The sequence below is a fragment of the Jeongeupia sp. USM3 genome, assembly GCF_001808185.1.
Lineage (GTDB): Bacteria > Pseudomonadota > Gammaproteobacteria > Burkholderiales > Chitinibacteraceae > Jeongeupia.
Genome location: NZ_CP017668.1, coordinates 84,411 through 111,059, shown reverse-complemented (window position 1 = coordinate 111,059; position 26,649 = coordinate 84,411). Strand labels below are relative to the sequence as shown.

Sequence of the window (26,649 nt, the reverse complement as noted above, 5' to 3'; positions counted from 1 at the left end):
CATTTCCCCCTTTTTAACAACTGGTTCATCGTTCAGACCGACGCCGGCCGGACTGTCACGCGGCGCTGTCTGCCGCCTCCACCTGCAGCAGCGCCAGCACATCCTCGAGCATTGCCTGCAGCTCCTGCCAAGCCGGCTCGACGTCGGCCAGGCTTGTCGTGGCCAGCGCCTTTTCCAGTGCACGGCAATGCTCGCCCTCGACGTCGTAACCGATCACCGCCAGCGCACCGGCCAGCGCATGGGCCCGCTGGCGCAGCTGTGTTGCATCGCCGTTGGCCCACGCCTCCTGCAGCACCACCAGATCACCTTCCAGCGTCCGGACCAGCACGTCGGCAGACAAGCGGCCGGCAGCCTTCGGTGCCGGTGGCGCGGCCGGTGCCGACGGCAGCAGCGTATCGAGCAAGGTCCGCAAGGCGCTGATCTGCACCGGCTTGGTCAGGAACTGGTCGACGCCGGCGCTACTGGCCTGCTCGCGTTCGTCCCGATAGGCGTTCGCGCTGATCGCGACGATGGGCAGCCCGATGCCTTGCGCCCGCAACGCACGCGCCAGCGTGTAGCCGTCCATTTTCGGCATCTGGATGTCGGTGATGACGAGGTCGTAGTCGGCCTGGTGAATCTGTTCGAGTGCGGCAATGCCGTCGCCGACGACGTCGACGACTTGCCCCAGCGATTCGAGCTGGCCGCGCATCACGATCTGGTTGACCTGGTGATCTTCGACCAGCAGGATCCGCCTTTGCCGCCGGGCAAGCTGGTGCAGCGGCGCCGCCGGCCTTTCCTCGCGTTGCGGTGCCCGGCCGGCGATCTGAAGCACGGCGTCAACGATTGCACCGCGACTCAGCCAGCTGACATAACGCGCCTTGGCCTTGGGTGGACCGGTGGCGCCCTGCCCGAGCAGAATCGCCGCCTTCGGATAGCCTGCAAGCAAACGGGCGTCGGTCACCAGGATCGTTCCATCGCCCTCGGGCGCGCTGCTGTCAATGACACGGGCGTGGTGCCAGCGCAACCAGCGCGCCAGATCGCCCTGAAGTTCCGGCGACGACAACGCCAGCTTCACCGTCACGCCGCGCAGCAGCATCGGAAAATTGTCATTCGCCGTACCGACGACCTCCTCATACGGCACGGTAAGGCGAAACGACGAGCCGAAGCCGGGCTCGCTGACGAGGCGGATCTCCCCCCCCATCAGCGACAGCAGGCGCCGGCAGATCGACAGCCCCAGCCCCGTGCCGCCGTAACGGCGGGTATCCGACTGCTCGGCCTGGATGAACGGTGCGAACAGCCGCTTCTGGTCTTCCTCGGCAATGCCGATGCCGGTATCGACGACCTTGATGTCCAGCCACGACGACTCGCCGTCCGGCACCGCCACGCTGATCATCACCTTGCCGTTGTCGGTGAACTTGACCGCGTTGCTGACCAGATTGCCGAGAACCTGCTCGAGCCGGACCCCATCGAGCACGACATCGCTGCGCAGCACCGGGTCGATCGTGCAATACAGGTCGATCCGCTTGGCCAGGGCCGAATCGGTAAAGTTGCGCGCCACGCCTTCAACGATGTCGACCACATTGCAAGGCTGCGGCCGGATCACCATCTGGCCGGCCTCGATCTTGCTGAAATCGAGCACATCGTTGATCGTGTTGATCAGCGAGCGCGACGAGCGCTTGATCACCTCGAGCCGATCACGCTGCTGCATGTCCAGCCGGGTCATGTCCAGCAGTTCGATTCCGCCGAGCATGCCGTTGAGCGGCGTACGGATCTCGTGGCTCATCGTCGCCAGAAAGGCCGATTTGGCGCGATTGGCCTCGGCGGCCTCGGCGACCGCCTGCTTGAGCCGCGCTTCGGACATTCTCGCCTCGCTGCAGTCGCTCAGCATCAACAGCAGCGCCGGCAACCCCAGATAAGGGCTGGTGACGAAACCGACCTGGACGAAACGGGATCCCCCGCCGGGACAACTCATCTCGATCTCGAACCGGACGGGCGCATCGTCGCCAGAGCGGACCGGTGCCACGCGCTGGCAGCGGCCGATCAGCCGGTGAATTTCGGCAGCATCCACCTTGCAGATCAGTTCACGCGCCGTCTGGTTGGCCTTGAGAATCTTGCCGTCCTCACGCCGGACGGTCATCAGGCCCACCGGCGCAATCCGTACCACGCCGCGGTTGTACGTTTCGCTGTCCTGGACCAGCCCCGTCTGCCGACAACCTGGCCGCAGCACGCGCCAGTCCAGCCAGAGCAGCCAGCCGATCAGCATGACGGCGCCTGCCAGCATCGCCGCCAGCAATGGCAGCAAGGTCGGGCAAGCCTGCGCCCAGACCGCTGCTGCCGGTACCATGGCGCGCATCTGCCAGTCACCGATGCCGTACTGGAACAGCAGCCCCCAGCGCCAGCCGCCCAGGTAAATCCAACTCGCTCCGGCCATCGTCTGGACCGCTGCAAGCCGCGCCGAGACCACACGGCGGAAATCCGGCCCGGACGGGGTGGACGAAATCGGGCCGGTACCCGGCGCCTCGATGGTGAAACCGGACAGCAACACACCATCGGGCAGCAACGCCGACGTCGGGACATCGATTGCCAGGATCGCCAGCGGATTGCCGCGTTGCTGCACCAGCCTCACGTAGCTGACCACCTGCTTGCCGCTGATCGGATCAATCATCGGCGGCAGAACAACCGGCTCGTCCGGATCGGCGTACAGCTGCCGCAGCAGCGCCGGCGGGCGGAACCTGCCCAGCACTTGCGAGACATAACGCGCGTGCCACGCCGAATCGGTCAGCCGCGCCTGAGCCTCGCCACGCCGGCGTGGAAGCAGATGGAAGCCAGGCGACTTCAGGTCGACGACATAGGCGTTGCGCGCCGACTGGTACAGCCCGCCATTGAGGTACCAGCCGTGAGCCAGCAGTGCCGACAAGGCGGCCAGCTCGGTCCGTTCGGGGAGTACGGTGCCGGCGGCCGATACGATCAGCGCCCGGTCGTCACGGTACCGCCCTGCCACCGCCTCGCCGGGCTGCGAAAGGCCGGCCGACGGCGCGTCCTGATCCGCCAGTTGCGCCATTTCCGCTTCGGCATGATCGACCAGCCGCTGCATCGCCCCCAGCCGATCGGCCGTCGCCTGGCTCTGCTGGGCAAACCGGATGGCCTGCATTTCAACGACCCGCCGGACCTGCTGCCTGGCGATCAGGCCGCACACCACCAGCGCCCACAACGCCACCATGGCCGTCAGCCACCACACCAGCGAACGCAGTTGCCGCACGCTCGACGAGAGCGTTCTGCGCTTGCTCAGCAGCAAGCGCTTGGCGAGGGGATGGCGGTTGGCAAATACGGTGAGGGTCTGAATCATGAATCGCTTCGGCAGGCGGATGCGGAACGCCGTCAAGCACGGCGCCCGATACGCTGTCGATACTGACAGCCATTCGGAAAATTCTTAATCGGCGAAACCCTAAAAAGCCAGTCCCCTTCGCCACCATGTCGCAAAAAACGCCCTGCGGAGAGGGCGCAAGAGAGGAACAGCACATGAATCCGGCGATGTCATTGATAAGTCATCGTGAAAGTCATCGAGCTATTGGCACTGCCCGGCCCGACATTGGCCGCGGTCTTGTAATAACGCGCCTTCAGCGGAATCGTGTAGCTGCCACCTGTAGCTGTGCTGTAACTGCCCATTGTTCGGGCGACGCCGAGCGGAAACGGCACGCTGCTATCATCGAGCAACTGTACGCCAAGCCCCGTTGCCGTCGACGCAGCGTCAAGCGCCACGACCGAATTGCCCGAATCGATGACATTGGTCACCGCATCGATCTGATACTTGATCAAATTCATGCCAGCCGGACATAAAATTAGCGAAATTTCAAATGAAACCTCAGAAGAAACATTGCTGATCTTGAATTCAGACTGCACATGCGAACCAAGTTTGACCTCAGGATCGGGCGTCGTGCATGACAGCGAGCCAAAATTGATCGAATTGCCGAGGGAAAGCGTGATAGCATCCAGATTGTCACTAAGGGTAAAAGACGCCATGCTGCCACCGGGCACCGATGCATCCGCAGCCACAGGCCCGGTTTTAACCAGATCAAACCCGTGCTTGGTACCACCAAACCCTGTTGACTCGCCCTGTGGATATACGTGCACGCCGTATCTTTTTAAGAAATAATTGCCGGTACCGCTGTAGTATTTGTAGCGAAACGACACACCGGTCGATCCAATGGGAAACAGCACCTCCTCCAATGCAGACTGGGATCCGGCCTTGTTCACAACTCCGTAATAACCGGTACTGCATGTCAATGAGACCTGAAATGGCGGATCCTGCATTGGAGAAGAGTAAAGCGTTGTTCCATTCGGTAAGTCACGCGGAACCATGATCATGTCCGGCACCTGGAAATTGATCACTGCCGGCCCGCCGACGATATAGGAACAAGCAGCTTGTGCGCCCATAGGAAGCAACCCAAACACGACAAACAACTGGACGATTATTTTTTTTATTGGAACAGTGATACACACACTCATAATAATTAGCCTCTTGTTTCGTTGCATTCGTGACATCCAGATGATTCTGCTTCATCCTGCACTCGAACCGGACTCGGTACGCAGCGCAATTCAAATGCACGCCGAATCGGTCAGGTAGTACGGTGCTGCCTTGCCATCCAGCGTCGTCGGCAGCTGGTAGCCGAGTTTGCACTGCTGACCGCCCCCCCACTTCACCGTCAGCTCCCCCGTATCGGCGCCGATCTTGTGTGCAACGATACGGCTCGCTTGAGCCACGACCCCGACGCTGTGGCCTTCACCATCGAACACCTCTGCACCGAATGGCAGCGGTTTGCCATCGCCGAGATGCGCCCGCAGCACCACCGCACGTCCACCGCTTTCGGTCTCGAACCTGACCCGGACCACGGCGCCGGCCGTCGGCGCCGCTGCCTGCTGGGTGGACTTGAGCTGCACGCTCATCGGCAGGCCCTTCGGGTCGATTTCGATGTCATTGCGCTCGAACGGCCGCAGGCCCGAGACAACCGCGTGCCCCCACGCATCAATGCGCAGGCCGCTGGCGTTGGTGACGCGCGCGCCCCCAGCCCCGTCGGCCTCGACGATGGCGATGGTGTCGCTCAGGTTCGGGGTGAACGCAATCCCCCCTGGATAGGCAACGATGCCCCCCGACAAGCCGGCGCCGGTTTGCGTGTAGCTGTTGCTGCGGCTGGCACTGGCGCTGAGCGACGCGAACGGTGCGGCATAGCCGACATTGGCGCCGACGCTGTTGCTGCCGCCATTGCCGGTGCTACGGCCGGCGTTCAGGCCATACGTCAGAGCCCCATCGGCACCGATCGCACCCGAGATCGACTCCTGAATGCTGTTACTGCCGTCCCTGCTGTCGTGCTGGTAGGTCGTCATCGAATACGGCACCTGCGCGCCGCTCCCGAGTGGAATGCCGATATTGAGCATGAAGCGGTTGTCCCACTTGCCGGTATTGACGTCGTACTGGCGGTTGGCGGACAGGCCGTAGTTGATTCTCCGGTAGCTGTTGTTGTAACCAGCCGAGTACTGGGTATCGGTGCCGCTGCGGTTCCAGTAATCCTGCACCGATCCGCTCAGGTAAAGGCTGCCGTAGCGCTCGCCCAGCGCCTGATTGATCGTCGCCTGCAGCCGGCCACGCTGCGTACCCGGCATGCTGGCGGCGAGGCCGCGATCATCGAGGTCGCGCAGGCGCATCGCGTCGCCCAGGCTGAGGAAGCCGCTGGTCGAGTAGCGGTAGGCCGCCAGCGCGATATTGGTGTTGGTCGGGGCGAACTGCTTGGTGTAACTGAGCCGGAAGCTCTGGCCGTCGCGGTCCGGCAGGCTGTCGAAGCCGGCCTTGGCCAGCGTAGCATCGAAGCCAAATGCGCCATAGTCGGTGTTCAGTGCCACCCCGAGCGCGCCGGACAGATAGCTGTTGGCGAAGATCGCGCCGCCGTACACCGTCAGCAGATTGCTGATGCCGCTCTGGAATGCCGCCTGCGATACGAAGGGCTTGAGGTGGATACCGTCATCGCGGTACTGGCCGATGCCGAAGCTGTACTTGTTCATGCCCGGGCGCAGTGCGTTCACCGGCGCCGCATACGGCACAGTCGAAACATGCACACTGCCGTCGGCCTCGGTCACGATCACGTCGAGGTTGCCGCCATAACCGGTCGGATACAGGTCGTTGATCTCGAACGCGCCCGGCGCAACATTGGTTTCGTAGATGATGTTGCCGTTCTGGCGGACCTGCACCTTGGCATTGGTACTGGCAATGCCGCGCACGGTCGGTGCATAACCGCGCATCGACTCCGGGTACATCCGGTCGTCGCTGGCCAGCATGGCACCGCGCAGGCCGAAGCTGTCGAACACATTGCCATCGGTATACGCATCGCCCAGCGTCAGCTGGCTCTTGATCGGCTCGATGCTGCGTTGCAGATAGGTCTGCAGGTTCTGGTAGCGGGTGCCGGTCTCGTCGTTGTGCGTCAGGTTACCGCTATAGCGCAAGCGCCAGGGGCCGGCATTCAGGCCCGCATTCACGCCCAGATAGCTCTGCGTCGACGACGTACTGCCGCTTTCGGAGCGGAAAACGTTGGCGTTGTATCTGAGCATTGCCGCCGGCACCCCGTCGTCCCAGTATTTCGGATCGACATAACCGCGCGCCTGCTTGTTCAGCATGGCCTGGGGCAGGCTGATGTCCAGCCGCTGCTCGCCGACATCGAAGGTGGCGATCGCATCGGGCACCAGCTCGCTAAGGGTCAGGCAGGCGCCAGCGCCGGCATCCAGCCACGCAACGGCTTCCGGACTGAGCTTGACGAGATCGACACCGATCCGGGCCAGCAAGTCGCGGTCGAAGCACGGCTGCACATTGCCGGAGCCGGCTTCGATGTCGCGCAGGCTGACCCGGCCTTGCCCTTGCCAGACCTCGTTGACGTAGAGACCGACGCGGTAATCGCCGGGCAGCGCGGCGCTGCCCTTGTTGAAGCGGCTGATGTCGATCGACCGGCCGCCGCGTTGCAGAAAGGACTCGTTGAATTCAACCTCGCGCGGTGCGGCGCTGGCGATCGCCACGGCGCCGTAACTGCCGGGGGCAGCAAAGAGCAGCAGAATCACCGCGCTGACCGGCCGCAAGCGGCGGATGGACGGTTCAGGTTGTCGGGCATTGCGTGTCATGACGGTATTCCGGTTTCTTCAGGCAAGCCGTCCCCGATCACCGCCGCTGGCGGCGTGCGGCCCGGGCGGATAGCACTGATGGGATGCGGTCAGTTGGCGGCTTGTTCACCGCCAGCCGGATCGGCCGGCAGACCTGTCGTTATTGCGGCGCCTGAAGTGGTGCTTCACCGGTGGTTTCGCCACCGTAGTCGTTGATGAAGCGGTAGATCACCTTGCTCGTTTCGCCGGCCGGGACATTCCCCTTGAGCGGCATCAAACGCTTTTCGCCGGGCCTGACCATCGCGCTCTCCTCGCTTTCGGCCTTCTTCCCCACTGAAACCACATCGAACGACGCCAGCGTGACGTTGTATGGCGTGGGGTTACTGACTTCGACTGCCGGATGTCCCTTGGCCTGGACCAGCCGCCAGCCGAGCTGCGCGGGCGCCTCTTCGGCACGCCCCTTCAATCCGGCCGGGCGAAAGAACAACTTGATCCGGCTCCGGAACGCCAGTTGCAGCTTGTTGGCGCCCTCCTCGTCCGGCGCGGCCTTGGGGGGGATTTCGAGCACGTTCAGCCAGAAGACCGATTCCCTGTCCTGCGGCAGTGGCTCGCCGGTATAGCTGATCCGCAAGGTCTGCGCCTTGCCCGGGTCGATACGCGCAACGGGCGGCGCAATCGTGAACGGCACATCCAGCGCCTCCGGGTTGGCCTTGGCATTGCCGTCGTCGATCCAGGCTTGGACAAGCGCCGGGGATTTGCCCTCGTTGCTCAGCCTGAGCGTCGCTTCGGGCTCCGCTGCGTTGTAAACGACCCGCGTGCCGGCAAGCACCACCGAAGCCTGCGCAGCCTGCGTCATGCCCCAAATCAGCAAGCCAACTGCCAAGAAGCGGTTGATGATTTTACTCGTACCCATTGCCTACCCATTCCGCATTTGCATTCAACTCAGAAAAGGCGGGTTTCGGTCGAATCCCGCCTTATCAGTTTCCGATCAGGTCAATCCAGGACCGAATTGCAGCTTACTGATAAACGATGCTGTACATCACCGACGAATTGGCAGCACCCGCACCGGCAACACCGGTTGCTTCATACTGAACGGCATAGGCCAGCGTTGCAGCACCTGCAGCCAGCGCGGTCGACTTCGAGTTCTGGGCCGCATCGGCAGCACCCAGCTGGATTCGGGTGTAATCGCCGTTCAGCAGGCCGAGTTCGACATTGCTTGCGCCACCGGCCGCAACGATCAGACGACCGGTCGCCGCATTGACGGTCGGGCCCGGCTCGAAATAGGTGTGAACGGTGCCACTGTTCGGCGTGCATGCCGACAGGGCGATCGTGAACGGCGTACGGCCGGCAACCTCGCCGGCGCTGGCCAGCGCACTGGCCGATACGGTCGGCAGCGTGACGGTGAAGTCCTTGGCGCCAGAACCATTGCCGTTGATCGTGCAGGTCTGTGCGGTAACCTCACCATTGAAAGTAATGGTGCCGTCGGCCGCTTGCGCGCCGGCAGCCAGACCCAGACCGACCACCAGACCGGCAATCATTTTCTTCATCATGCTCATTTCTCCAAAATCAATTCACTCATCCGGGTATTGACGGATAGCCAATAACAATCAGCAATCGACGCCCACCCATTCCTCTGCATCCACAAAACCATTCTCAACACCATCTGCAAAACACCGCTTGAATCGTCGAATCCGGCTTGTTTCTTCAGGTGGCGCCATTATTGCCGTGTACGCCTCGATATCGAATCGGCGATACCTTAAAATCGCCGGTACTGCACGACGCCATTACATCGGGAAGGCCGGATGCCTTTCCGGCATCGCTGGAACAGCTCGAACAACCCCTGAAACGACGCGCAACCCCGGTCATCCGGCCCAGCAACGGCCGGGCCCAAGCGCAGCGGCGCCAAACCGGTTCGTCAATCGCGGACAGGGGCAGATCTGGATCGGCGGGTCTACGGCGGTCAGCAGGCCGGGCTGATCAGCCCGGTCGAGACCGCGTACTGGAAGATGTCGTGGTCGTTCTCCAGCCCCAGCTTGCGCATGGCGACGGTTTTCTGGGTGCTGATGGTCTTGGTGCTGCGGTTGGCCAGACGGGCGATTTCGACAATAGCCATGCCGGATGCACATTGCCGCAGCACTTCGAGCTCGCGCTTGGACAGCCGCTGCTCGACCAGATCCGGCACGGCGGCCTGCAACAGGTGGCGGACCGACAGCGGCAGGTAGTCACCGCCCAGATGGACGGCACTGATCGCCGCGGCGACGTGGCTGACCTTGTCGCTCTTGTTGAGAATCGCGTTCATGCCGGCCTTTTGCATATTGCGGATCAGCGCCGGGTTGTCGAGCATGGTCATCACGACGATGCGCAGATCAGGAAAGCGGCGACGCAGCAATTGCAGCATCGGCAGACCATCGCCGAACTTGCCGCCGGGCATCGAATAGTCGGTAACCAGCACGTCGCACACGCCGCCATCCAGCAACTGCATCAGCTCGGTTGAGTTGCTCGCCTCGCCGACCAGCTCGAACCCGGGGTACTGGACGATTTCACGGCTGATTCCCGCCAGAACGATGGGGTGATCGTCGGCGACGATGATCCTGATCATGGACCGTACTCCTGTTGATTCGGCGGGCCCTGCCCGACGTCTGCCCGGCAGATCTCGACGGCCAGCACTCGAATGCCGATTGCGTAAGCGCAGATACTAGGACTTATCCGACGTGCATTCTTTAGGGTAAACCTTAGTTTTGCTTGCATCCGGAATCATTTTTCACGCTCCGCCGAATGCGTCGGCGCCCCGTATTCATCGAAAAACAGCTGGAGATAATCCTCCAGCCCGGCCAGCGCAATCTGTGCCTCCTCCTGCACGCGGATCGCCATCGTTTCGAGCAACCGGCACGACTCCTGCACGTCCTCGCCGTCCACCACCGTGGTCAGCGCCCCCCGCAGCCGGTGTGCATGGCGCCGCAGCAACAGGACGTCACCCTGTTCGACGGCCCGGCGGATCTGCGCCAGATCCTGCTGCACGCTGTGCTCGAAGGCATCACGCAGCGCTTCGTCATGTACCGGCGCCATCACTTCGCCGACCGCAATCCACTCGTGGTCCGGCAGGATTCGGCGCAGCGCCTCGCTCAAGTCCTGCAGCAGCAGCGGCTTGAACAGTGCCAGCGTCATGCCAGCCTCGATGCAGCGTTCGCGCTCGCCGGGGAAGGTGCTGGCAGTGACGCCGACCAGTGGCGTGCGGTCGCCGCGCTCGCGCAATGTACGGGCCAACTGGTAGCCATCGACGTCAGGCATGTTGACGTCGGAGAAGATCACGTCGAACGAGTTTTGCCGCAGTAGCGTCAGTGCCTCGGCGCCGCCCTCGGCACTGGCCACCTCACCGCCCAGTGCCTGCAACTGCCTGACCAGCAGTTGCCGGTTGACCGGGTGATCCTCGACCACCAGCAGGCGCAGGCCGCTGGCGGTCTGGGCGGGCCGTGTAACCGTAGTTTCGGCAGCATCCGCTAGCGGTGCGCCCGCCAATACCAGCGCCTTGAGCAAGCCGCTCTGGCTGTAGGCGCTGACGATGATGTCCCCGCCCGCGCGGCTGGGTGTCGCCGGCCCGTCTGGCAAAAGGTGCACGGTCAGATAAGGGCCGGTCTGGCCGCTACTGTCGACAAGCAAGAGGCGGCAATCGTCCGGTGTGGCCTCACCCGCCTCGAGCACGCGCACCGGATAGCCGGCCGCCCGCAGCTGCTCGATCACGTTGTCGCGTTGCGGCGCCAGCCCGAACCGTACGCAGACCGGCGGACAGTCGGCCGGGGGAGGCGTTTGTGTATCGGACACGAGCGGGGTCACCGGTATCTGTACCTCGAAACGGCTCCCCTTGCCGGGCGCACTCTCAAGCCGTATCTCTCCCCCCATCATCTGCACCAGCCGGCGGCAGATCGACAGCCCCAGCCCGCTTCCGCCAAACCTGCGCATGACCGAACTGTCGGCCTGGACGAACGGCTCGAACAACTGTCCCTGCCGTTCCGGGTCGATGCCGATGCCGGTATCGGTAACCGTCAGCCGCAGCATCGGCACCGTTCCGTGCTCGAGTCCGAGCCGGACGGTCACGCTGCCGGCAGCGGTAAACTTGACCGCGTTCGACAGCAGGTTGGCGACGATCTGGCGCCAGCGTACCGGATCACCCAGTATCTCGGGCATGCCGGCCTGCAGCCAGCAGTGCAGCTGCACGCCCTTGGCCTGCGTCATTGGCGCATACATCCGGACCACGCTTTCGATCATGGGCACTGGTTCAAACGCGATGTGCTCGAGACGCATCTGCCCCGATTCGATCCGCGAGAAATCGAGAATGTCGTCGATGACGGCCTGCAGGGTCTGCGACGAATCGCGCATCGTCTGCAGCGCCTCCCGGTGTGCCGGCGGCAGATCGGCGATGGCCAGCAGGTCCAGCGTTCCCATCATCCCGTACAGCGGCGTACGGATTTCGTGGCTCATCACCGACAGAAACGCCGACTTGGCCTCGCTCGCCGCCACCGCCGCTTCGCGACTCTGCTCGAGCATGCGCTCGGTTTCCTTGGCGGCGCTGATGTCGCTGAGCGCACACAGCAAGGCCGGCTTGCCGTGATAGCGGGTCTGCGCACCGGCCAGCAGCAGGTAGTGTGCCTGTTCGGCATCACCGGCCATCAGTTCCATCGAACCACGCGGACCTTCCGGCCCCGGCTGCAACCAGGCAGCCAGTTTTTCCTGTGCCTGTTTGCCGGCCACTTCCGGCAGCAGGCGCTGCGCCAGCGCGTTGCCGAGCAGGATCGCACCGTCGGGCTGGTTCAGCACGTACAGCCCCACCGGCGCGGTTTCGATCAGCGCGCGGTTGAATGCCTCGCCTTCCTGATTGCGCCTGACCTGCTCGGCCCACGGCGCCAGGTAATGGCGCCCGATCAGGCGCCGGCCAAGCAGCAGTAGCGCAACCACCAGCAGATAGAGTCCCAGCGCCCAGAAAAGCCTGACCTGGGTCAGTTTGAACAGGGTCGAGAACGGGAAGGCGAATACGCCGCCCCAACGCTGCTCGCTGGATCGTCCGGCGATAAACAGCGTGTCCCCGTCCACCCAGTAAGTAATGATCGGCCGCCTTCCCGGCCGATTCAGATGTTCGGAAACCTGACTCGCCGACGCGCCTGTATCCCGGGAGACCCACAACGGCATGGCGTTCCGGCCGTGGTTCAGCATGATCAGCCTGCCCGCCTCCCAGCTGTCGTCGCCGGGCCAGTCAATGCCGACCGGCAACGCTGCGGTTTCGATCCCGGTCACGGTGTAGGCGATCACCTTGCCGCGCTGATCCCGCAGCGGCATCACGCAGTGGATCATCGGCACCCCGGTCAGCGGGTCTGTCCATTCGGGCAGCCAGAACGCCGAGCCGTCATCGACACGGGTGGATTCCGCCTGATGAATCCGCGCCAGCAACTGCCGCATCGCGGCACGGCTGAGCCGAATACCGCGCCCTTCGACCGGGTTCGCAATCGTAAAGAGACTTTCCTTGTCGACATCCAGCGTATAGCGCGGCCGGCTCCTGGCCCCCGGCCATATGACGCGGTTGACTTCGGCGAAGCGCAGGAACTGTTTGGCGATCACCTGCAACTGCGCCTCCCCGACGCTGGCGGGCAGGACAAGCAGCGGCAGCCCCCAGGCATCACCATTCAGTGCGCGCGGCTCGCCGACCGGATACGAGCGAAGCTCGTCGCCGAGTCTGCGCACACTGTCCGGGTTCGGCCCCACCGCCGGCAGCGATACCCGTGGCGCGGCAAAGCCGGTGACGAATGCCTCGTTGCTGCGCTGAATGTCCTGGACGCGGTTGACATAACTCCGTGCCGCCCCGCCCAGCAACCAAACCACGCCCTGGAATGTCCCGTAGAGCGAGAACAGCAGAACGCCGGTCGTCAGCGCCAGCATCAGCACCGTCATCCAGTTCAGCAGACGCCGCGAGAGCAACAGCTCGGAATGCGAGCGCGGCGAGGATTGGCCGGCGGGCCTGCTTGTCATCGTCGAATCAACCGGGGAAGCCTTGCCAGCGTTCAATGTACCCCATAATCACGACGCTCAAACCGTCGGTCTGCGCTGCCGCATGCGCACCTGTCGCACTTTGCCGGGCATGAAACGGGCCTGCCCGCTTGAGCATCGGCCCGACGTTTCAACCTCCCGCGGCTACGGTTTTGCCGCAACGTCGGCGGCGCGCAGATCGATGACCACCATCTTGCCGCCCTCGCTGGCCGCCTTGAAGCTGACCTTGTCGCCAGGCTGGACCTGATCGAGCTGCGCCTTGTTGGTGACGGTAAACACCATCGTCATCCCCGGCATGTCGAGGTTTCTGATCTCGCCGTGCTTGAGCGTGATCTTGCCGTTGGCCTTGTCGACCTTCCGGACCTCGCCGTCGGTGTAATCGTCGCCCTGGGCGTGGACGGTGCCGAGCCAGAGCGTGGCGGCCAGCGCGGCGAGCGCAAGGCGTTTTTGCATGATGGGTTCCTCGAGGTAATCGGGCTGCCGCCCGGTGGTTGATGACGCTTAACGTTTCTTGGCTACGTCGACGTAACCCTTCATCCCGGCGTCGTAATGCCCCGGCTGCAGGCAGGCGAAGTTGACCTTGCCGGCCTTGGTGAACTGCCAGATCACCTCGCCGCTTTTGCCCGGCGCAACCGATGCGGTCTGCGGGTCTTCGTGCTCCATGTCGGGAAATTTCTTCATCTGCTCGTAGTGCGCCTTGAGTTCGGCCTCGGTGCCGATGACGAGCTCGTGCTTGACCTTGCCGAGGTTTTTAGCGACGAAGCGGATCGTTTCGCCCTGCCTGACCGTGATGGTCGCCGGTGAATAACGCATGTCGTCGGTCATCTCCACCGTCACGGTCCGGTTGACTTTGGCGGCGCTGCCGGGCTGGCCGATCGCCGCATCGTGGCCACCGGCGTGCGTGCCGCCGGCAAAAGCCGTGGCGCCAAGGCCAAGGCCGGCGATCAGGACGGCGAGGTTTGAGGTTTTCATGGCTGCTCCAGTGGGTTGTGAATTCAGTGACCGGCCTTGGCCGTAGGTTTGCGGACCTGCACTTCGACATCGCCGCCCCTGGCGCGCGGCATCGCCGGGCTGCCGGTCGCCTTGCTGCGGGTCGCGTCGAGCGGCGGGCCCTTGTATTCGTGCGCCACCGTGCCGGGCGGGTGTTTGAACCAGCCGGGGTTCTTGTAGTCGCCGGGTTTCTGGTCGCGGCGGACCTTGAGCACGCTGAACATGCCGCCCATCTCGACGCTGCCGAACGGCCCCTGCCCGGTCATCATCGGCACGGTGTTGTCGGGGATCGGCATCTCCATCTCGGTCATGTCGGCCATGCCGCGCTCGCCCATCACCATGTAGTCGGGGATCAGCTTGTTGATCTTCTTCGCCACGCCGCGGTGGTCGACACCGATCATCGTCGGCACGTCGTGCCCCATCGCGTTCATCGTGTGGTGGCTCTTGTGGCAATGGAACGCCCAGTCGCCCTCCTCGTCGGCGAGGAACTCGATCTGCCGCATCTGGCCGACGGCGACGTCGGTCGTCACCTCGTACCAGCGCGTGCTTTTCGGCGTCGGCCCGCCGTCGGTACCGGTAACGAGGAACTCGTGGCCGTGCAGGTGGATCGGGTGGTTGGTCATCGTCAGGTTGCCGATGCGGATGCGCACCTTGTCGTTCAGCCGCACGTTGAGCGAATCGATGCCGGGGAAAATCCGGCTGTTCCAGCTCCACAGGTTGAAATCGAGCATGGTCATGATCTTCGGCGTATAGGCGCCGGGGTCGATGTCGTAGGCGTTGAGCAGGAAGCAGAAGTCGCGGTTCACGTCGTCGATCAGCGGGTGCTTCGCCTTCGGATGCGTGACCCAGAAGCCCATCATTCCCATTGCCATCTGCACCATTTCGTCGGCGTGCGGGTGATACATGAAAGTGCCGGGGCGGCGCGCGACGAATTCGTAGACGAAGGTCTTGCCCGCCGGAATCGCCGGCTGGTTCAGCCCGGCAACGCCGTCCATGCCGTTGGGCAGGCGCTGGCCGTGCCAGTGGATGCTGGTGTGCTCGGGCAACCGGTTGGTGACGAAGATACGCACCCGGTCGCCCTCGACGACCTCGATCGTCGGCCCCGGGCTCTGGCCGTTGTAGCCCCACAGGTGGGCCTTGAAGCCCGGCGCCATTTCGCGCACCACCGGCTCGGCAACGAGGTGGAACTCCTTCACGCCATTGTTCATCCGCCACGGCAGGGTCCAGCCGTTCAGCGTCACCACCGGGTTGTACGGCCGGCCGGTGCCCGGCACCAGCGGCGGCATCGTGTCCGGCCCGGTCTGGATCACCGGCTCGGGCAGCGCGGCCATCGCCACCTTGCTCACCGTGCCCGCCGCGACGGCGCCGCCGGCGATGCCCACGGTGCGCAGAAAGTCTCTTCTTGAAGTCATGTTCCAGTTCCTTGGCAGCTTAGAGTGGCTAACAAAACCCAGTGCAACGGTGCTGGCAAGGCGTGCGAAACGCAGACAGTACGAGCAGTACGGCAAGTGAGCACAACGCAGCCAGCAGGGTTTTGTTAGCCACTCTCAATGCCCGGCCTCGCCACCGCCGCCACCGGCACTGGCCACGGCGCCGACGCTCGTCGCGGTCGGTTTGCCGATCACCGCCGCCTGCAATGCCGCGTCGGCCAGCCAGAACTGCTGCTCTGCGCCGATCGCACCGATCACCGCACCGATCTGGTCACGGCTGTCGGCGAGCAGCTCGAACACGCCGATCAGCATGCCGTTGTAGCGAAGCGTGTTTTCCTCGGAGATCGTCCTGCGCAGCGGCACGACCTCGTCGCGGTAATGGCGGGCGATGTCATAGCTGGTCCGGTACGCCGAGTAGCTTTCGCGCAGGTTCGACCCGGCAGCGCGCAACGTTGCCTCGTAGCGGTTCGCCGCGGCCAGCGTCTGCGCGTTCATCGCGTCGCGCTGCAGGTCGCCCCAGTCGAACAGCGGCAGCCGCACGTCGATCTCGTAGCCGCGCTTGTGCGCCTTGGCGCCGTCGGCCGTATCGAACACCGTGTCGTAACGCAGGCCGAGTTCGATGTCGGCAAAGCTGGTGATCCAATTCAGCCCCTGTGCCTTCGCCGCCGCGTCGAGCAACAGCCGCGCCTGGCGCACGTCCATCCGGGTGCTGCTGGCCGCCTTGCCGGTGTCCTCAATCGAGCGCGGCACTTTCGGCAGATCGGGCAGACGCTCGGGCAGCGTCAGCCGCTGCGCCTGCGCGTCATCGAGCCCCAGCAGCCGCACCAGCGCCTCGCGCGCCGCCGTTGCACCATGCTGTGCACCGGCCAGTTGCGTTGCCGCGTCGGCGTAGAACACCTGCTGCCGCGCCCGGTCGAGCCGGGTGAAGTTGCCGACCGACTGAAGCCGGCGCGCCAGCTCGGCGCTGGCTTCGGCCGCCTCGAACACCTGCCGCGTGTAGACCAGCGTCTGCTGCGCGGCAACGGCGTTGACCCATGCCTGCCTCACCTGCGTGACCTGATCGACGACATCGCCGGTCAATCGCAGCCGCGCTGCGGCGATCTGCCGCTGCGCCGTGTTGTAGCGTTGCGGCAAGGTGATCAGGTCGAGCAGGCCGAAAGCCAGCAGCCGGCCGAACTCCAGCTCGTTGGCAATCGTCATCCGCTCGAACGAGAACACCGGATTCGGCAAGCGTCCGCCCTGCGCGGCCGCCGCCGCATCGGCCCAGTTCTGCGCCAGCAGCGCCTGCAGGGCCGGGTTGTTGAGCAGCGCCACCTGCACCGCACCGGTCTGGCCCAGCGGCTGGTCCAGCAGTTTCGCCGCTTCGTCGCGCATCGCATCGCGTTGCTCAGCGGTCGACGCCAGCGCCAGCTTGCCCTGCGTGAAGTCGGCCGCTTCGCGGTTGGCCTGCGCCAGCGACTCGTCGAAGCGGACGCTGGCGCAACCGCTCAGCACCAGCGCAGCGGCAATCGCCGCCAGCCGTCGTCCGGACGTCATTGCCGGCCTCCGTGGCCCGCGTGCGCATCGGCCGCGCCGGATTGCGCCGCCTCTTTCGCGTAGACACGCCAGCCACCAACATGGTCGACAAGCCGGTTGGCCTCGCGCCAGTCACCAGTCGACTCGTCCTTGTACGCCTGATACGTTGCGAATGCCGATTCGAACGACAGTCCGGTCGACGAAACCTCGGCCGACGCGGCCTCGTCGGCATGCACCCACGGCGAGATCGCCATCGCCAGCAGCACCAGCTTTACCATGTCCTCATCCCGGTCCCACGCTTGAATGAGCCGAGTATGGCCAGCCGTGCCGGGCGGGCGGATTACCCGCAGATGACGGAATTGTCATCTGCGGAACGCGCCGTGGCGCCCGGCTTAGAATGGCGCGGTGAGCAAGGAGAAGGCTGTGCGAATACTGATCGTCGAGGACGAAGCCAAGACTGCGGGCTATCTGAAACAGGGGCTGAGCGAGAGCGGCTACGCGGTCGACATTGCCGTGGACGGCATCGACGGGCTGCACAAGGCGCTCGAGGACGACTTCGACCTCGTCATCCTCGACGTGATGCTGCCGGTGCTCGACGGCTGGGGCGTGCTCGACGGGCTGCGGCGGCGCAAGCAGACACCGGTGCTGATGCTGACCGCGCGCAGCCGCGTCGACGACCGGGTGCGCGGCCTCGAATCGGGCGCCGACGACTATCTGGTCAAGCCGTTCGCGTTTGCCGAGCTGCTGGCGCGGGTCCGGCTGCTGCTCAAACGCAACCACAAGGGAAATCCGTCCGAAGTGCTGGACATCGGCGGGCTCGAGCTCGACCCGGTCAGGCACCGCGCCTACCGCGACGGCCGCAAGATCGAGCTGACCTCGCGCGAGTTCGCGCTGCTGCACCTGCTGATGCGCCGCAGCGGCGAAGTGCTGACGCGCACGCTGATCGCGGCCAATGTCTGGGACGTCAATTTCGATACCGACACCAATATCGTCGACGTTGCGATCCGCCGGCTGCGCGCCAAGGTCGACGACGACTGCGCGGCCAAGCTGATCCACACCGTCCGCGGCGTCGGCTACGTGCTCGAAGTGCGGGAGGACGAATGAGCGGCCGCTCGCTCGCGCTGCGCGTCGGCGGGCTGGTCGGCGCCTTCGGCACGGTGCTGGTGCTGGCGATCGGCGCCGGCATGGATCACCTGCTGCAGCTGGCGCTCGACCGGCGGGCCGAAACCGAACTCGGCGGCAAGATGGCACTGGTCGAAACGGCGCTCGCCCGCAAAGGCGCGCAGCCCGACGAGGCCGTCTCGCTGCTGCTCGTCGGCCACCCCTATCTGCACTGGGCGACGGTAACGCCGACCGCGGTGCTCGACGGCTCGGATGCCGTCGCCGAGCGCAGCGCCGGCCGGGTAATCCGCCAGCCACTGCACGCCGGTGTCACCCGGCTCGACCCGCGCCGCGCCGTCGGCCCCCTCGTCTGGTCGAAACCGGTCGGCGACGGGCGCTGGCTGCTCGGCTTCATCGAACGCGACGGCGACGAGCGCCTGCTCGCCGCGTTCCGCCGCTCGCTCGCCCTGCTGCTGCCGTTCGCGATGGTGTTCATCGCGCTCGGCTCGTGGTTCGTCGCCAAGCGCGCGCTGCGGCCGCTGCGCCACCTCAACGCCCAAGTCGGCGGCATCACTGCCGCATCGCTGCACTCGCGGCTGGCCACCGGCGACCTGCCGGCCGAGCTGCGCGAACTGGCCGAATCGTTCAACGGCATGCTGGTCCGGCTCGAACACAGCGTCTCGCGGCTGTCGCAGTTCTCGGCCGACCTCGCGCACGAGATGCGCACGCCACTGACCAATCTGCTCGGCGAAGTGCAGGTGTGTCTGGGCAAGACCCGCGATATCGCCACCTACCAGACGGTGCTGGCCTCGGCGGAGGAGGAAATGCAGCGGCTGAACCGGCTGATCACCGACCTGCTCTTCCTCGCCAGCACCGAGCAGCCCGAGCGCGCGCTACAGATCGAAACGGTTGCGCTGCGGCCGCTGATCGAGGGGCTGTTCGATTTCTTCGACGCGCTGGCCGAAACCCGCGGCGTCTCGCTGCAACTGCACGGCGACGGCGAGATCGCCGCCGACCGAAGCATGCTGCAGCGCGCGCTGACCAACCTGCTCTCGAACGCGATCCGCCACAGCCATCCGGACAGCGTGATCAGTGTGGCGATCCGGCACGAGGCCGGCAGCACGCAGATCGACGTAAGCAACCGCGGCGAGCCGATTCCGCCCGCCCACCTGCCCCACCTCGCCGAGCGCTTCTACCGCGTCAACCCGGCCCGCAGCCGCGACGACGGCGGCACCGGCCTCGGGCTGGCGATCGTCGCGTCGATCATGCAATTGCACGGCGGGCAGTTGCACATCGTCAGCAACGAAACACAGACCACATTCGGCCTGCATTTCGCCGACCTGCATGCCAGCCAATAAGCACGACCGACAAGACCCTGCTGGCCGCGCCGTACTCGCTGGCCGTACGGGCTTGTGCTTGCCAGCATCACCGGACGTTGGCCGATCAGCAGCAAACTACCGGCTGCCGCGCAAGCCAGTGAAAAGCAGGCGGCAAGCGCGGCCGGAGTTGCTCATCCAAACATCGACGAACAGGCGGAACCCGACAATTAATCAGCATCAACCACTTGCCGGATAAATTCTGACCCCCGTCGAATGCCGCAACGCACGCCGATACAGCTCCCATCGCAAAATACGCCTGGCAAGCGGCAATGCCGGGGCATGTTCACCGTTCAGCCACACCGCCCCCTTGTATCGGGCTCCGGTGGCCGCACCGGGTGATGCCGGGCCGTCCACTCTTCAGAGCACGTGCAACACTTTTCGGCCGCCAGCCGAGTCACTGAACGGGCGGCAGGCAACCCGGCCGAACCGTTCATGAAGCCCGCCCGAAAACGGGCCACCGACATTGCTGGCTGCGGGCGGAACCGCTCAACCGGCGCTCTTCTCGATCCGCTCGATCACCGCCCTGCCCGATTCGACACGGAAACTGAAGCCGACCTGATCGCCGGGCGTCAGCGCACCGGCTGCACCCCGGGCCGTGAACGGCATCGTCATTGCCGGCCAGCCGAGCGACCGGATCGCTTCGTGCGCGATCACGACCGTCGACGCGTCAATCCGCTCGACGATGCCGCTCGCGGCATGCACGCGGTCGCGCCGGTTACCCGGCGACAGCAGCGCGACGATGGCGGCGATCTGCGGTTGCCCGAATCTCATCGCCGCTCCAATTGCGTGACTTGGGATGGCGCAGCAGTGCTGTCACGGCGCCGCCGCATCAAGAGGTAGGCCGCCGGGATCACGAACATCGACAGCAGCGGTGCGGTGATCATGCCGCCGACCATCGGCGCGGCAATCCGGCTCATCACCTCCGAACCGGCACCGCTGCCCCACAGGATGGGCAGCAGGCCGACGAGGATGGTCGCAACCGTCATCACCTTGGGGCGGACACGCTGCACCGCGCCCTCGACAATGGCCGCCGTCACCGTTGCGGCATCCGGCGCCGCGCCGGCCTGCTCGCGGGCTTCGAGCGCCTGCTTCAGGTAGAGCAGCATGATCACGCCGAACTCGGCCGAGACGCCGGCCAGCGCGATGAAACCGACCCCGGTGGCGATCGACAGGTGATAACCGAGCAGATCGAGGAACCACACGCCGCCGATCAGCGCGAACGGCAGCGTCGCCATGATCAGCAGCGCCTCGTCGATGCGCCGGAACGTCAGGTAGAGCAGCACGAAGATGATCAGCAGGGTTGCCGGGACGACGAGCCTGAGCCGCGCGTTGGCGCGCTCCATGTACTCGAACTGGCCCGAGTAGCCGACGCTGATGCCCGGCGGCACCTTCAGCTGCTGCGCCACCGCGGCCTGCAGGTCGGCCACGACGGCGCCAAGGTCGCGGTCGCGCACATCGATGTACACCCACGACGCCAGCCGGCCGTTCTCGCTCTTGAGCATCGGCGGGCCGTCGACGACGTCGATCTTCGCCACGGTGCCGAGCGTGATCTGCGCCCCGTTCGGCGTCAGCACCGGCAGATCGCGCAACTGCTGCACGCTGTCGCGGATTTCGCGCGGATAGCGCACATTGATCGGGTAGCGCGCCGTGCCTTCGACCGTTTCGCCGATGTTCTCGCCGCCGATCAGCCGCGCCACCACCGACTGCACGTCGGCGATGTTCAGCCCGTAACGCCCGGCGGCGATGCGGTCGATGTCGACGTCGACATAACGCCCGCCCGACAGCCGCTCGGCCAGGCTCGACGACACGCCGGGCACATCCCTCGCGATCTTCTCGACGTCGATCGCCACCTTTTCGATCTGCGCCAGATCGCTGCCCGAGACCTTGACGCCAATCGGGCTCTTGATCCCGGTTGCGAGCATGTCAATCCGGTTGCGGATCGGCGGCACCCAGATGTTCGCCAGCCCCGGCACTCTGACGGTGCGGTCGAGCTCGGCGACGAGCTTGTCGGGCGTCATCCCCGGCCGCCACTGGTCGCGCGGCTTGAACTGGATCGTCGTCTCGAACATCTCCATCGGCGCGTTGTCGGTCGCGCTGTCGGCACGGCCGGCCTTGCCGAACACCGTCGCGACCTCGGGCACGGTCTTGATCAGCCGGTCGGTCTGCTGCAAGAGCTCGGCCGCCTTGCCGGCCGACAGCCCGGGCAGTGCGCTCGGCATGTACAGGAGATCGCCCTCGTCCATGTTCGGCAGGAACTCGCCGCCAAGCCGCGACGCCGGAACCAGCGTCGTCAGGAGCGCGACGAGCGCGATCACCAGCGTCGTTTTCGGCCGGCGCAGCACCCGATCGATCAGCGGCTGGTAGGCGCGGATCAGCCAGCGGTTGAGCGGGTTCTTGTCCTCGGGCGGAATGTGGCCGCGTATCCAGTAACCCATCAGCACCGGCACCAGCGTCACCGACAGCCCGGCGGCCGCGGCCATCGCGTAGCTCTTGGTGAACGCCAGCGGCCCGAACAGCCGCCCCTCCTGCGCCTCGAGCGTGAAGATCGGGATGAACGACAAGGTGATGATCAGCAGGCTGAAGAACAGCGCCGGGCCGACCTCGGCCGCGGCGTCGCCGATCACGCGCCAGCGCGCCTCGCCCGCCAGCGTTTCGCCCGGGTGGTCGTGCTGCCACGCTTCGAGTTTCTTGTGCGCGTTCTCGATCATCACCACCGCGGCGTCGACCATCGCGCCGATCGCGATCGCGATCCCGCCCAGCGACATGATGTTGGCGTTGACGCCCTGGTAGCGCATGACGATGAAGGCGGCGAGGATGCCCAGCGGCAGGGTGATGATCGCGACCAGCGCCGAGCGCAGGTGCCACAGGAACAGTACGCACACCAGCGCGACGACGACGAACTCCTCGATCAGCTTGTGGCTGAGATTCTCGACCGCATGGTCGATCAGCTGGCTTCGGTCGTAGGTGGTGACGACCTCGACGCCCGGCGGCAGGCTGGCCTTGAGGGTTTCGAGCTTCGCCTTGACTGCGTCGATCGTCTCGCGCGCGTTCTTGCCGCTGCGCAGGATCACCACGCCGCCGGCCACCTCGCCCTGCCCGTTCAGTTCGGCGATGCCGCGGCGCATCTCGGGGCCGACCTGCACCCGCGCAACGTCGCCGAGCGTGACGACAGTGCCGCCGACGGTCTTGAGCGGTATCGCCCGGAAGTCGGCTAGCGTTTTCAGATAGCCGGTCGCGCGGACCATGTACTCGGCCTCGGCCAGTTCGAGCACCGAGCCGCCGGCCTCGCTATTGGCCTTGTTCACCGCGTCGACCAGCGCATCGGCGCCGATGCCGTAGCCGGCCAGTTTCACCGGGTCGGGCACGATCTGGTATTGCTTGACCATGCCGCCGATCGCCGCGACTTCGGCCACGTTCGGCAGGGTTTTCAGCTCGTAGCGCAAAAACCAGTCCTGCAGGCTGCGCAGCTCGGCCAGGCTGCGTGTGCCGCTCCTGTCGACGAGTGCGTACTCGTAGATCCAGCCGACGCCGGTCGCATCCGGCCCGAGCGCCGGGCGCGCGCCGGCCGGCAGCTTGCCCTGCACCTGGTTCAGGTACTCGAGCACGCGCGAACGCGCCCAGTACAGGTCGGTGTGGTCGTCGAACAGCACGTAGACGTAGGAATCGCCGAAGAACGAGTAGCCGCGCACCGTCTTCACGCCCGGCACCGACAGCATCGTCGTCGTCAGCGGATACGTGACCTGGTCCTCGACGATGCGCGGCGCCTGGCCCGGATACGGCGTGCGGATGATCACCTGCACGTCGGAGAGATCCGGCAGCGCATCAACCGGCATCGACCGGATCGCCCAACCGCCCCAGACCGCGAGCGCGACGGTAGCCAGCAGCACCATGAAACGGTTGCGGATGGCCCAGTGGATGAGTGCGGCGATCATCGGCCACCTCCGTCGACCTTGCTCATCGTCTCGATCATCGCGTCGCCGCCGTGCATCATCAGCGTGAAGAGCACCCTGTCGCCCACCGCAATGCCCCTGGCGACGGACGGGCTCATCAGCGTGAACGGCATCGTCATCGCCGGCCATTTGAGCGCGGCGATCGGCTCGTGCGCGAGCGTGACCTCGCCATCGGCGATCGCCTTGACGACGCCGACGCCTTCGAGCGGCGCCGCCTTGGCGTCCTTGCCGGTGGCGGCGTTCCCGTCGACGGCCCCGGCCGGCGCGCTCGCCATCCGCGCCAGCACGCCGCGCAGGCTGGCTTCCGAGTCGATCATGAACTGGCCCGAAGCAACGACCTGCTGCCCCTCGGACAATCCCTCGACGATTTCGGTCTTGCCGCCCGCCTCCCTGCCGACCCTGACCTCGGCCGGGCTGAAACCGCCCTTGCCGTCGGCCACGATGACGACAAAGCGCTTGCCGGTGGCGATCACCGCGTCGCCCGGCACCAGCAGCGCCGGCTTCGCCTCGCCGGCCAGCGCCACCTGCGCGTACAGGCCCGGCCGCAACCGGCCTTCGCGGTTCGGCACGTCGATCCGCACACGGACGGTGCGCGTATCGGCCTTCAGTTCGGGCACCAGCGCGGTGACCTTGCCGGCGACCGGCGCATTCGGCCACGCGGCAAAGCTGGCCGACACCGGTGCGCCGATGCGCAGCATTGCGGCCTGCGCCTCGGGCACGTCGGCCTCGATCCAGACCGACGACAGCCCGTTGATCCGGGCCAGCGCCTGCCCGGCCGAAACGGTCATGCCCTGCCGCACGCCCAGCTCGGCGATCATCCCGCCGCGCGGCGCGACGATCGTCACCACCGGCTGCGCCCGGCCGCTGCGTTCGAGCTGTGCCACCGCCTCCGGGCTCATGCCGAGCTGGACCAGCCGCGACTTCGCCGCAGCCGCCAGCTGCGCATCGCCGCGCAGCGCCAGGTATTCGTTCTGCGCCGCCAGCCATTCGGGCACGCGCACGTCGGCCAGCGGGCTGCCTGCCTTGATCACGTCGCCGACCGCCAGCGGATACGCGCGCTCGACGATGCCGCCGGTGCGCGCCGAAACGACCGCCACGTCGCGGTCGTTGAACACGACGCTGCCGGCAACGGCGAGCCCGCCGGCCAGCTCGCCGTGCTCGACCTTCGCGAGCCGGACGCCGGTGTTCTGCACCAGCGCCGGATCGATGCGCACGCCGCTCGAAGCATCGCCGGCCTCGTCGGCGTAGCGCGGCACGAGTTCCATGTCCATGAACGGCGACTTGCCCGGCTTGTCGAAATGCACGTCGGGTTTCATCGGGTCGTACCAGTACAGCACCGGCTTGTCGGCGGCCGCAGCCGGCGCCGCATGATCCTGCCGTCCGGCCAGCCAGCCGCCGAAACCACCGATGCCCAGTGCGGCGATGGCGATCGCAATCGTTGTCTTGGTGTTCATCAGTGCGCTCCGGTCAGGAAGTAAAGCCGGGTATCGGCATTGGCAAGCTGGGATTCGAGCTCGACGCCACGCATCTGCGCAGCCAGACGCGCCTTGCGCGCGCCGAGCACGGCATCGCTGCCCTTGCCCGACTTCATGCCGGCCAGCGCGAGTTCGACCTGCCGGGCGATCAGGGGCAGGGTGCGGGTTTTCAGCCGATCGAGCTGCGCACGGATCGCCGTCTGCTCGGCGCGCGTCTCGTCGATCTGCTGCCGGTAGCCAGCCATCCGCGCCTGGCGCTCGGCGTCGCTCCGCTGCACGTTGGCGAGCGCGGCGGCAATCTTCGGGTCCTGCCGCGACGCGGCGAAGATCGGCAGGTCGAAGGTGAACTTGACCATCGCCATGCCCTGGTCCATCGCGTCATAGCCCCAGCCGACCTCGACGCCCCAGTTGGGCTTTTTCGCGGCCTGCGCCAGCGCCAGTTCGGCCTGCGCGGTGTTCAACTGCGTCGTCGCGGCGCGAACCTCGGGCTGTTCGGCAATGTCGTCGGCCTGCGCGCGGGCATCGGTCAGCCATGCCGGCAGGCTGCCGCTCACCGGCTGGCGGGCGGTGTCCGCGCCGACCCAGCGCGCGAGCTGCGCGCGGGCCCGGGTGCGGTCGCGTTCGATATCGTCACCGGCATCGTCGAGCTGGTCACGCTCGAGCCTTGCCGCCAGCGCGGCATCCGGTGCGGCGCCACCGTCAAGCGCGGCAACGCTCGCCTGCTGGCTGCGCAGGTTGTCGGCCCGCTGCGCCGCGAGAATTTCGGCCTTGCGATCGAGGAAGTACAGCGACAGCCAGGCCAGCGTCGTTTCGCGCCGGACGTTCAGCCGCGCATAGCGGGCCTGCGCCTCGCTCGTCTGCAACTGCGCACCGGCGATCTGGCGCTCGGCCTCGCGCGCATCGCCGTTGGGCACCTCCTGCATCAGGCTGACCATGCGTTTGGCGTCGCCGGCGCGCCAGGCGTCGGAGCCGGAGGTCGGCAGGTCGTCAACCCATACCGAGAGCTTGGGGTCGGGCAAGGCACCGGCCGACTTCGTCAGGGACCGGGCCGCTGTCATGGCGGCGGTGCTGGCAGCGATATCCGGTGCGCTGCCGGTGGCGGCCGCGAGCGCTTCGTCGAGCGTCAGCGCATGCGCACCGAGACTGGCGGTGGCAAACACCAGCCAGATAAGGCGAAATGGGGACATGGGATTTCTCCACGCAATCGTTTCGAATGCGTTCGGGCGCGCGCACGGCGGCCGAACGTGAAAGGCGATCAGCGGGAGAAACTAATTGCGGAAGACCTGGAACTGGACGCGCAAGGGCGGCGACGCGGCGAGCGTCGGCGGCTCGCGCCGCGGCACCGGCGCCGAGGCCGTCGCGGCATCGACATACGGTGTCGCAAAAAACAGCGCAACGAAAACCGGCGCCGCCACGCTGGGGATCTTGATGTCGGCGGACTGGCTGTCCTTCTGGCAGTGCGCCTTGCAGACCACCGGTTGCTCGACCTGCTGCATTTCGCTGCAGTCGCTCATGCCCATCATCGTGCTCATCGGCGCCGGCTGCACCGGCAGCACGTCGACGCAGGCGTAGGCCGCCGTCACCAGCTGGCTGAAGACCAGCAGCAGTGCAAGCAGCCAGGCGAGGCGGGATGAGCGGAAACGGGCGAACATGGCCGAAC

At 65.6% G+C, this 26,649-nt stretch carries 19 protein-coding genes; 2 read left to right on the top strand and 17 right to left on the bottom strand.

All coding sequences use genetic code 11. The annotated features are described in order from the left end of the window. Positions 1 to 55: 55 nt before the first annotated feature. The 12 genes from BJP62_RS00500 to BJP62_RS00445 all read right to left on the bottom strand — a co-directional run bounded on the left by BJP62_RS00500 (position 56) and on the right by BJP62_RS00445 (position 17,362). Positions 56 to 3,325: a hybrid sensor histidine kinase/response regulator gene (locus BJP62_RS00500; protein WP_145927049.1), complete on the bottom strand. Its 3,270-nt coding sequence runs from the start codon at positions 3,323 to 3,325 to the stop codon at positions 56 to 58. Between the two features lie 188 nt (positions 3,326 to 3,513). Next, entirely contained in the window at positions 3,514 to 4,512 is a 999-nt protein-coding gene (locus tag BJP62_RS18800) for a fimbrial protein (protein WP_205700942.1), read from the bottom strand. Positions 4,513 to 4,575: 63 nt separating this feature from the next. Continuing rightward, positions 4,576 to 7,137 (bottom strand): fimbria/pilus outer membrane usher protein, encoded by a 2,562-nt coding sequence (locus BJP62_RS00490; protein WP_070525449.1) that lies wholly within the window; start codon positions 7,135 to 7,137, stop codon positions 4,576 to 4,578. Positions 7,138 to 7,276: 139 nt separating this feature from the next. Beyond that, positions 7,277 to 7,987 (bottom strand): fimbria/pilus periplasmic chaperone, encoded by a 711-nt coding sequence (locus BJP62_RS00485; protein ID WP_205700941.1) that lies wholly within the window; start codon positions 7,985 to 7,987, stop codon positions 7,277 to 7,279. Between the two features lie 145 nt (positions 7,988 to 8,132). Beyond that, the gene (locus BJP62_RS00480) at positions 8,133 to 8,666 is read right to left on the bottom strand and encodes a fimbrial protein (RefSeq protein ID WP_070532092.1); all 534 of its coding nucleotides are present in this window, start codon (positions 8,664 to 8,666) and stop codon (positions 8,133 to 8,135) included. 410 nt (positions 8,667 to 9,076) lie between these two features. After that, positions 9,077 to 9,715 (bottom strand): response regulator transcription factor, encoded by a 639-nt coding sequence (locus tag BJP62_RS00475; protein WP_070525445.1) that lies wholly within the window; start codon positions 9,713 to 9,715, stop codon positions 9,077 to 9,079. 155 nt (positions 9,716 to 9,870) lie between these two features. Continuing rightward, positions 9,871 to 13,131 carry a hybrid sensor histidine kinase/response regulator gene (locus BJP62_RS00470; protein WP_070525443.1) on the bottom strand — a complete coding sequence of 1,087 codons (3,261 nt, stop codon included), beginning with the start codon at positions 13,129 to 13,131 and terminating at the stop codon, positions 9,871 to 9,873. 162 nt (positions 13,132 to 13,293) lie between these two features. After that, positions 13,294 to 13,602: a copper-binding protein gene (locus BJP62_RS00465; protein ID WP_070525441.1), complete on the bottom strand. Its 309-nt coding sequence runs from the start codon at positions 13,600 to 13,602 to the stop codon at positions 13,294 to 13,296. Between the two features lie 48 nt (positions 13,603 to 13,650). Further along, the gene (locus tag BJP62_RS00460; protein ID WP_070525439.1) at positions 13,651 to 14,121 is read right to left on the bottom strand and encodes a plastocyanin/azurin family copper-binding protein; all 471 of its coding nucleotides are present in this window, start codon (positions 14,119 to 14,121) and stop codon (positions 13,651 to 13,653) included. 23 nt (positions 14,122 to 14,144) lie between these two features. Next, positions 14,145 to 15,551 carry a multicopper oxidase family protein gene (locus BJP62_RS00455; protein ID WP_070525437.1) on the bottom strand — a complete coding sequence of 469 codons (1,407 nt, stop codon included), beginning with the start codon at positions 15,549 to 15,551 and terminating at the stop codon, positions 14,145 to 14,147. 135 nt (positions 15,552 to 15,686) lie between these two features. Continuing rightward, on the bottom strand, positions 15,687 to 17,105 hold the full coding sequence (locus tag BJP62_RS00450) for a TolC family protein (RefSeq protein WP_070525435.1): 1,419 nt from the start codon (positions 17,103 to 17,105) through the stop codon (positions 15,687 to 15,689). Then, positions 17,102 to 17,362, bottom strand: a complete 261-nt coding sequence (locus tag BJP62_RS00445) for a hypothetical protein (protein ID WP_070525434.1) — start codon at positions 17,360 to 17,362, stop codon at positions 17,102 to 17,104. The genes BJP62_RS00450 and BJP62_RS00445 overlap by 4 nt, the downstream gene beginning before the upstream one ends. 145 nt (positions 17,363 to 17,507) lie before the next feature. On the opposite strand from BJP62_RS00445, the gene BJP62_RS00440 reads away from it, so the two are divergent. Together BJP62_RS00440 and BJP62_RS00435 are read left to right on the top strand one after the other, a co-directional pair. Beyond that, positions 17,508 to 18,188: a heavy metal response regulator transcription factor gene (locus BJP62_RS00440; protein WP_070525432.1), complete on the top strand. Its 681-nt coding sequence runs from the start codon at positions 17,508 to 17,510 to the stop codon at positions 18,186 to 18,188. Next, positions 18,185 to 19,543 carry a heavy metal sensor histidine kinase gene (locus BJP62_RS00435; RefSeq protein WP_070525430.1) on the top strand — a complete coding sequence of 453 codons (1,359 nt, stop codon included), beginning with the start codon at positions 18,185 to 18,187 and terminating at the stop codon, positions 19,541 to 19,543. The genes BJP62_RS00440 and BJP62_RS00435 overlap by 4 nt, the downstream gene beginning before the upstream one ends. A gap of 507 nt (positions 19,544 to 20,050) precedes the next feature. Here the strand turns inward: BJP62_RS00435 and BJP62_RS00430 are convergent. The 5 genes from BJP62_RS00430 to BJP62_RS00410 form a co-directional block, all read right to left on the bottom strand. Next, positions 20,051 to 20,335, bottom strand: a complete 285-nt coding sequence (locus BJP62_RS00430; protein WP_070525428.1) for a copper-binding protein — start codon at positions 20,333 to 20,335, stop codon at positions 20,051 to 20,053. Continuing rightward, positions 20,332 to 23,496: an efflux RND transporter permease subunit gene (locus BJP62_RS00425; RefSeq protein ID WP_070525426.1), complete on the bottom strand. Its 3,165-nt coding sequence runs from the start codon at positions 23,494 to 23,496 to the stop codon at positions 20,332 to 20,334. The genes BJP62_RS00430 and BJP62_RS00425 overlap by 4 nt, the downstream gene beginning before the upstream one ends. After that, the gene (locus tag BJP62_RS00420) at positions 23,493 to 24,968 is read right to left on the bottom strand and encodes an efflux RND transporter periplasmic adaptor subunit (protein ID WP_070525424.1); all 1,476 of its coding nucleotides are present in this window, start codon (positions 24,966 to 24,968) and stop codon (positions 23,493 to 23,495) included. Before BJP62_RS00420 ends, BJP62_RS00425 begins: the two co-directional genes overlap by 4 nt. Next, positions 24,968 to 26,176 carry a TolC family protein gene (locus BJP62_RS00415; protein WP_070525422.1) on the bottom strand — a complete coding sequence of 403 codons (1,209 nt, stop codon included), beginning with the start codon at positions 26,174 to 26,176 and terminating at the stop codon, positions 24,968 to 24,970. Before BJP62_RS00415 ends, BJP62_RS00420 begins: the two co-directional genes overlap by 1 nt. Before the next feature lie 81 nt (positions 26,177 to 26,257). Then, positions 26,258 to 26,641: a hypothetical protein gene (locus BJP62_RS00410; protein ID WP_070525420.1), complete on the bottom strand. Its 384-nt coding sequence runs from the start codon at positions 26,639 to 26,641 to the stop codon at positions 26,258 to 26,260. Between the last annotated feature and the right edge of the window lie 8 nt (positions 26,642 to 26,649).

Excerpts from the sequence above, each read along its gene's own strand:
- BJP62_RS00480 (WP_070532092.1), bottom strand. The coding sequence starts at position 8,666 with ATGATGAAGAAAATGATTGCCGGTCTGGTGGTCGGTCTGGGTCTGGCT.
- BJP62_RS00420 (WP_070525424.1), bottom strand. The coding sequence starts at position 24,968 with ATGAACACCAAGACAACGATTGCGATCGCCATCGCCGCACTGGGCATC.
- BJP62_RS00450 (WP_070525435.1), bottom strand. The coding sequence starts at position 17,105 with ATGACGTCCGGACGACGGCTGGCGGCGATTGCCGCTGCGCTGGTGCTG.
- BJP62_RS00465 (WP_070525441.1), bottom strand. The coding sequence starts at position 13,602 with ATGCAAAAACGCCTTGCGCTCGCCGCGCTGGCCGCCACGCTCTGGCTC.
- BJP62_RS00445 (WP_070525434.1), bottom strand. The coding sequence starts at position 17,362 with ATGGTAAAGCTGGTGCTGCTGGCGATGGCGATCTCGCCGTGGGTGCAT.
- BJP62_RS18800 (WP_205700942.1), bottom strand. The coding sequence starts at position 4,512 with ATGCAACGAAACAAGAGGCTAATTATTATGAGTGTGTGTATCACTGTT.
- BJP62_RS00500 (WP_145927049.1), bottom strand. The coding sequence starts at position 3,325 with ATGATTCAGACCCTCACCGTATTTGCCAACCGCCATCCCCTCGCCAAG.
- BJP62_RS00430 (WP_070525428.1), bottom strand. The coding sequence starts at position 20,335 with ATGAGATTCGGGCAACCGCAGATCGCCGCCATCGTCGCGCTGCTGTCG.
- BJP62_RS00490 (WP_070525449.1), bottom strand. The coding sequence starts at position 7,137 with ATGACACGCAATGCCCGACAACCTGAACCGTCCATCCGCCGCTTGCGG.
- BJP62_RS00435 (WP_070525430.1), top strand. The coding sequence starts at position 18,185 with ATGAGCGGCCGCTCGCTCGCGCTGCGCGTCGGCGGGCTGGTCGGCGCC.
- BJP62_RS00475 (WP_070525445.1), bottom strand. The coding sequence starts at position 9,715 with ATGATCAGGATCATCGTCGCCGACGATCACCCCATCGTTCTGGCGGGA.
- BJP62_RS00415 (WP_070525422.1), bottom strand. The coding sequence starts at position 26,176 with ATGTCCCCATTTCGCCTTATCTGGCTGGTGTTTGCCACCGCCAGTCTC.
- BJP62_RS00425 (WP_070525426.1), bottom strand. The coding sequence starts at position 23,496 with ATGATCGCCGCACTCATCCACTGGGCCATCCGCAACCGTTTCATGGTG.
- BJP62_RS00460 (WP_070525439.1), bottom strand. The coding sequence starts at position 14,121 with ATGAAAACCTCAAACCTCGCCGTCCTGATCGCCGGCCTTGGCCTTGGC.
- BJP62_RS00455 (WP_070525437.1), bottom strand. The coding sequence starts at position 15,551 with ATGACTTCAAGAAGAGACTTTCTGCGCACCGTGGGCATCGCCGGCGGC.
- BJP62_RS00410 (WP_070525420.1), bottom strand. The coding sequence starts at position 26,641 with ATGTTCGCCCGTTTCCGCTCATCCCGCCTCGCCTGGCTGCTTGCACTG.
- BJP62_RS00470 (WP_070525443.1), bottom strand. The coding sequence starts at position 13,131 with ATGACAAGCAGGCCCGCCGGCCAATCCTCGCCGCGCTCGCATTCCGAG.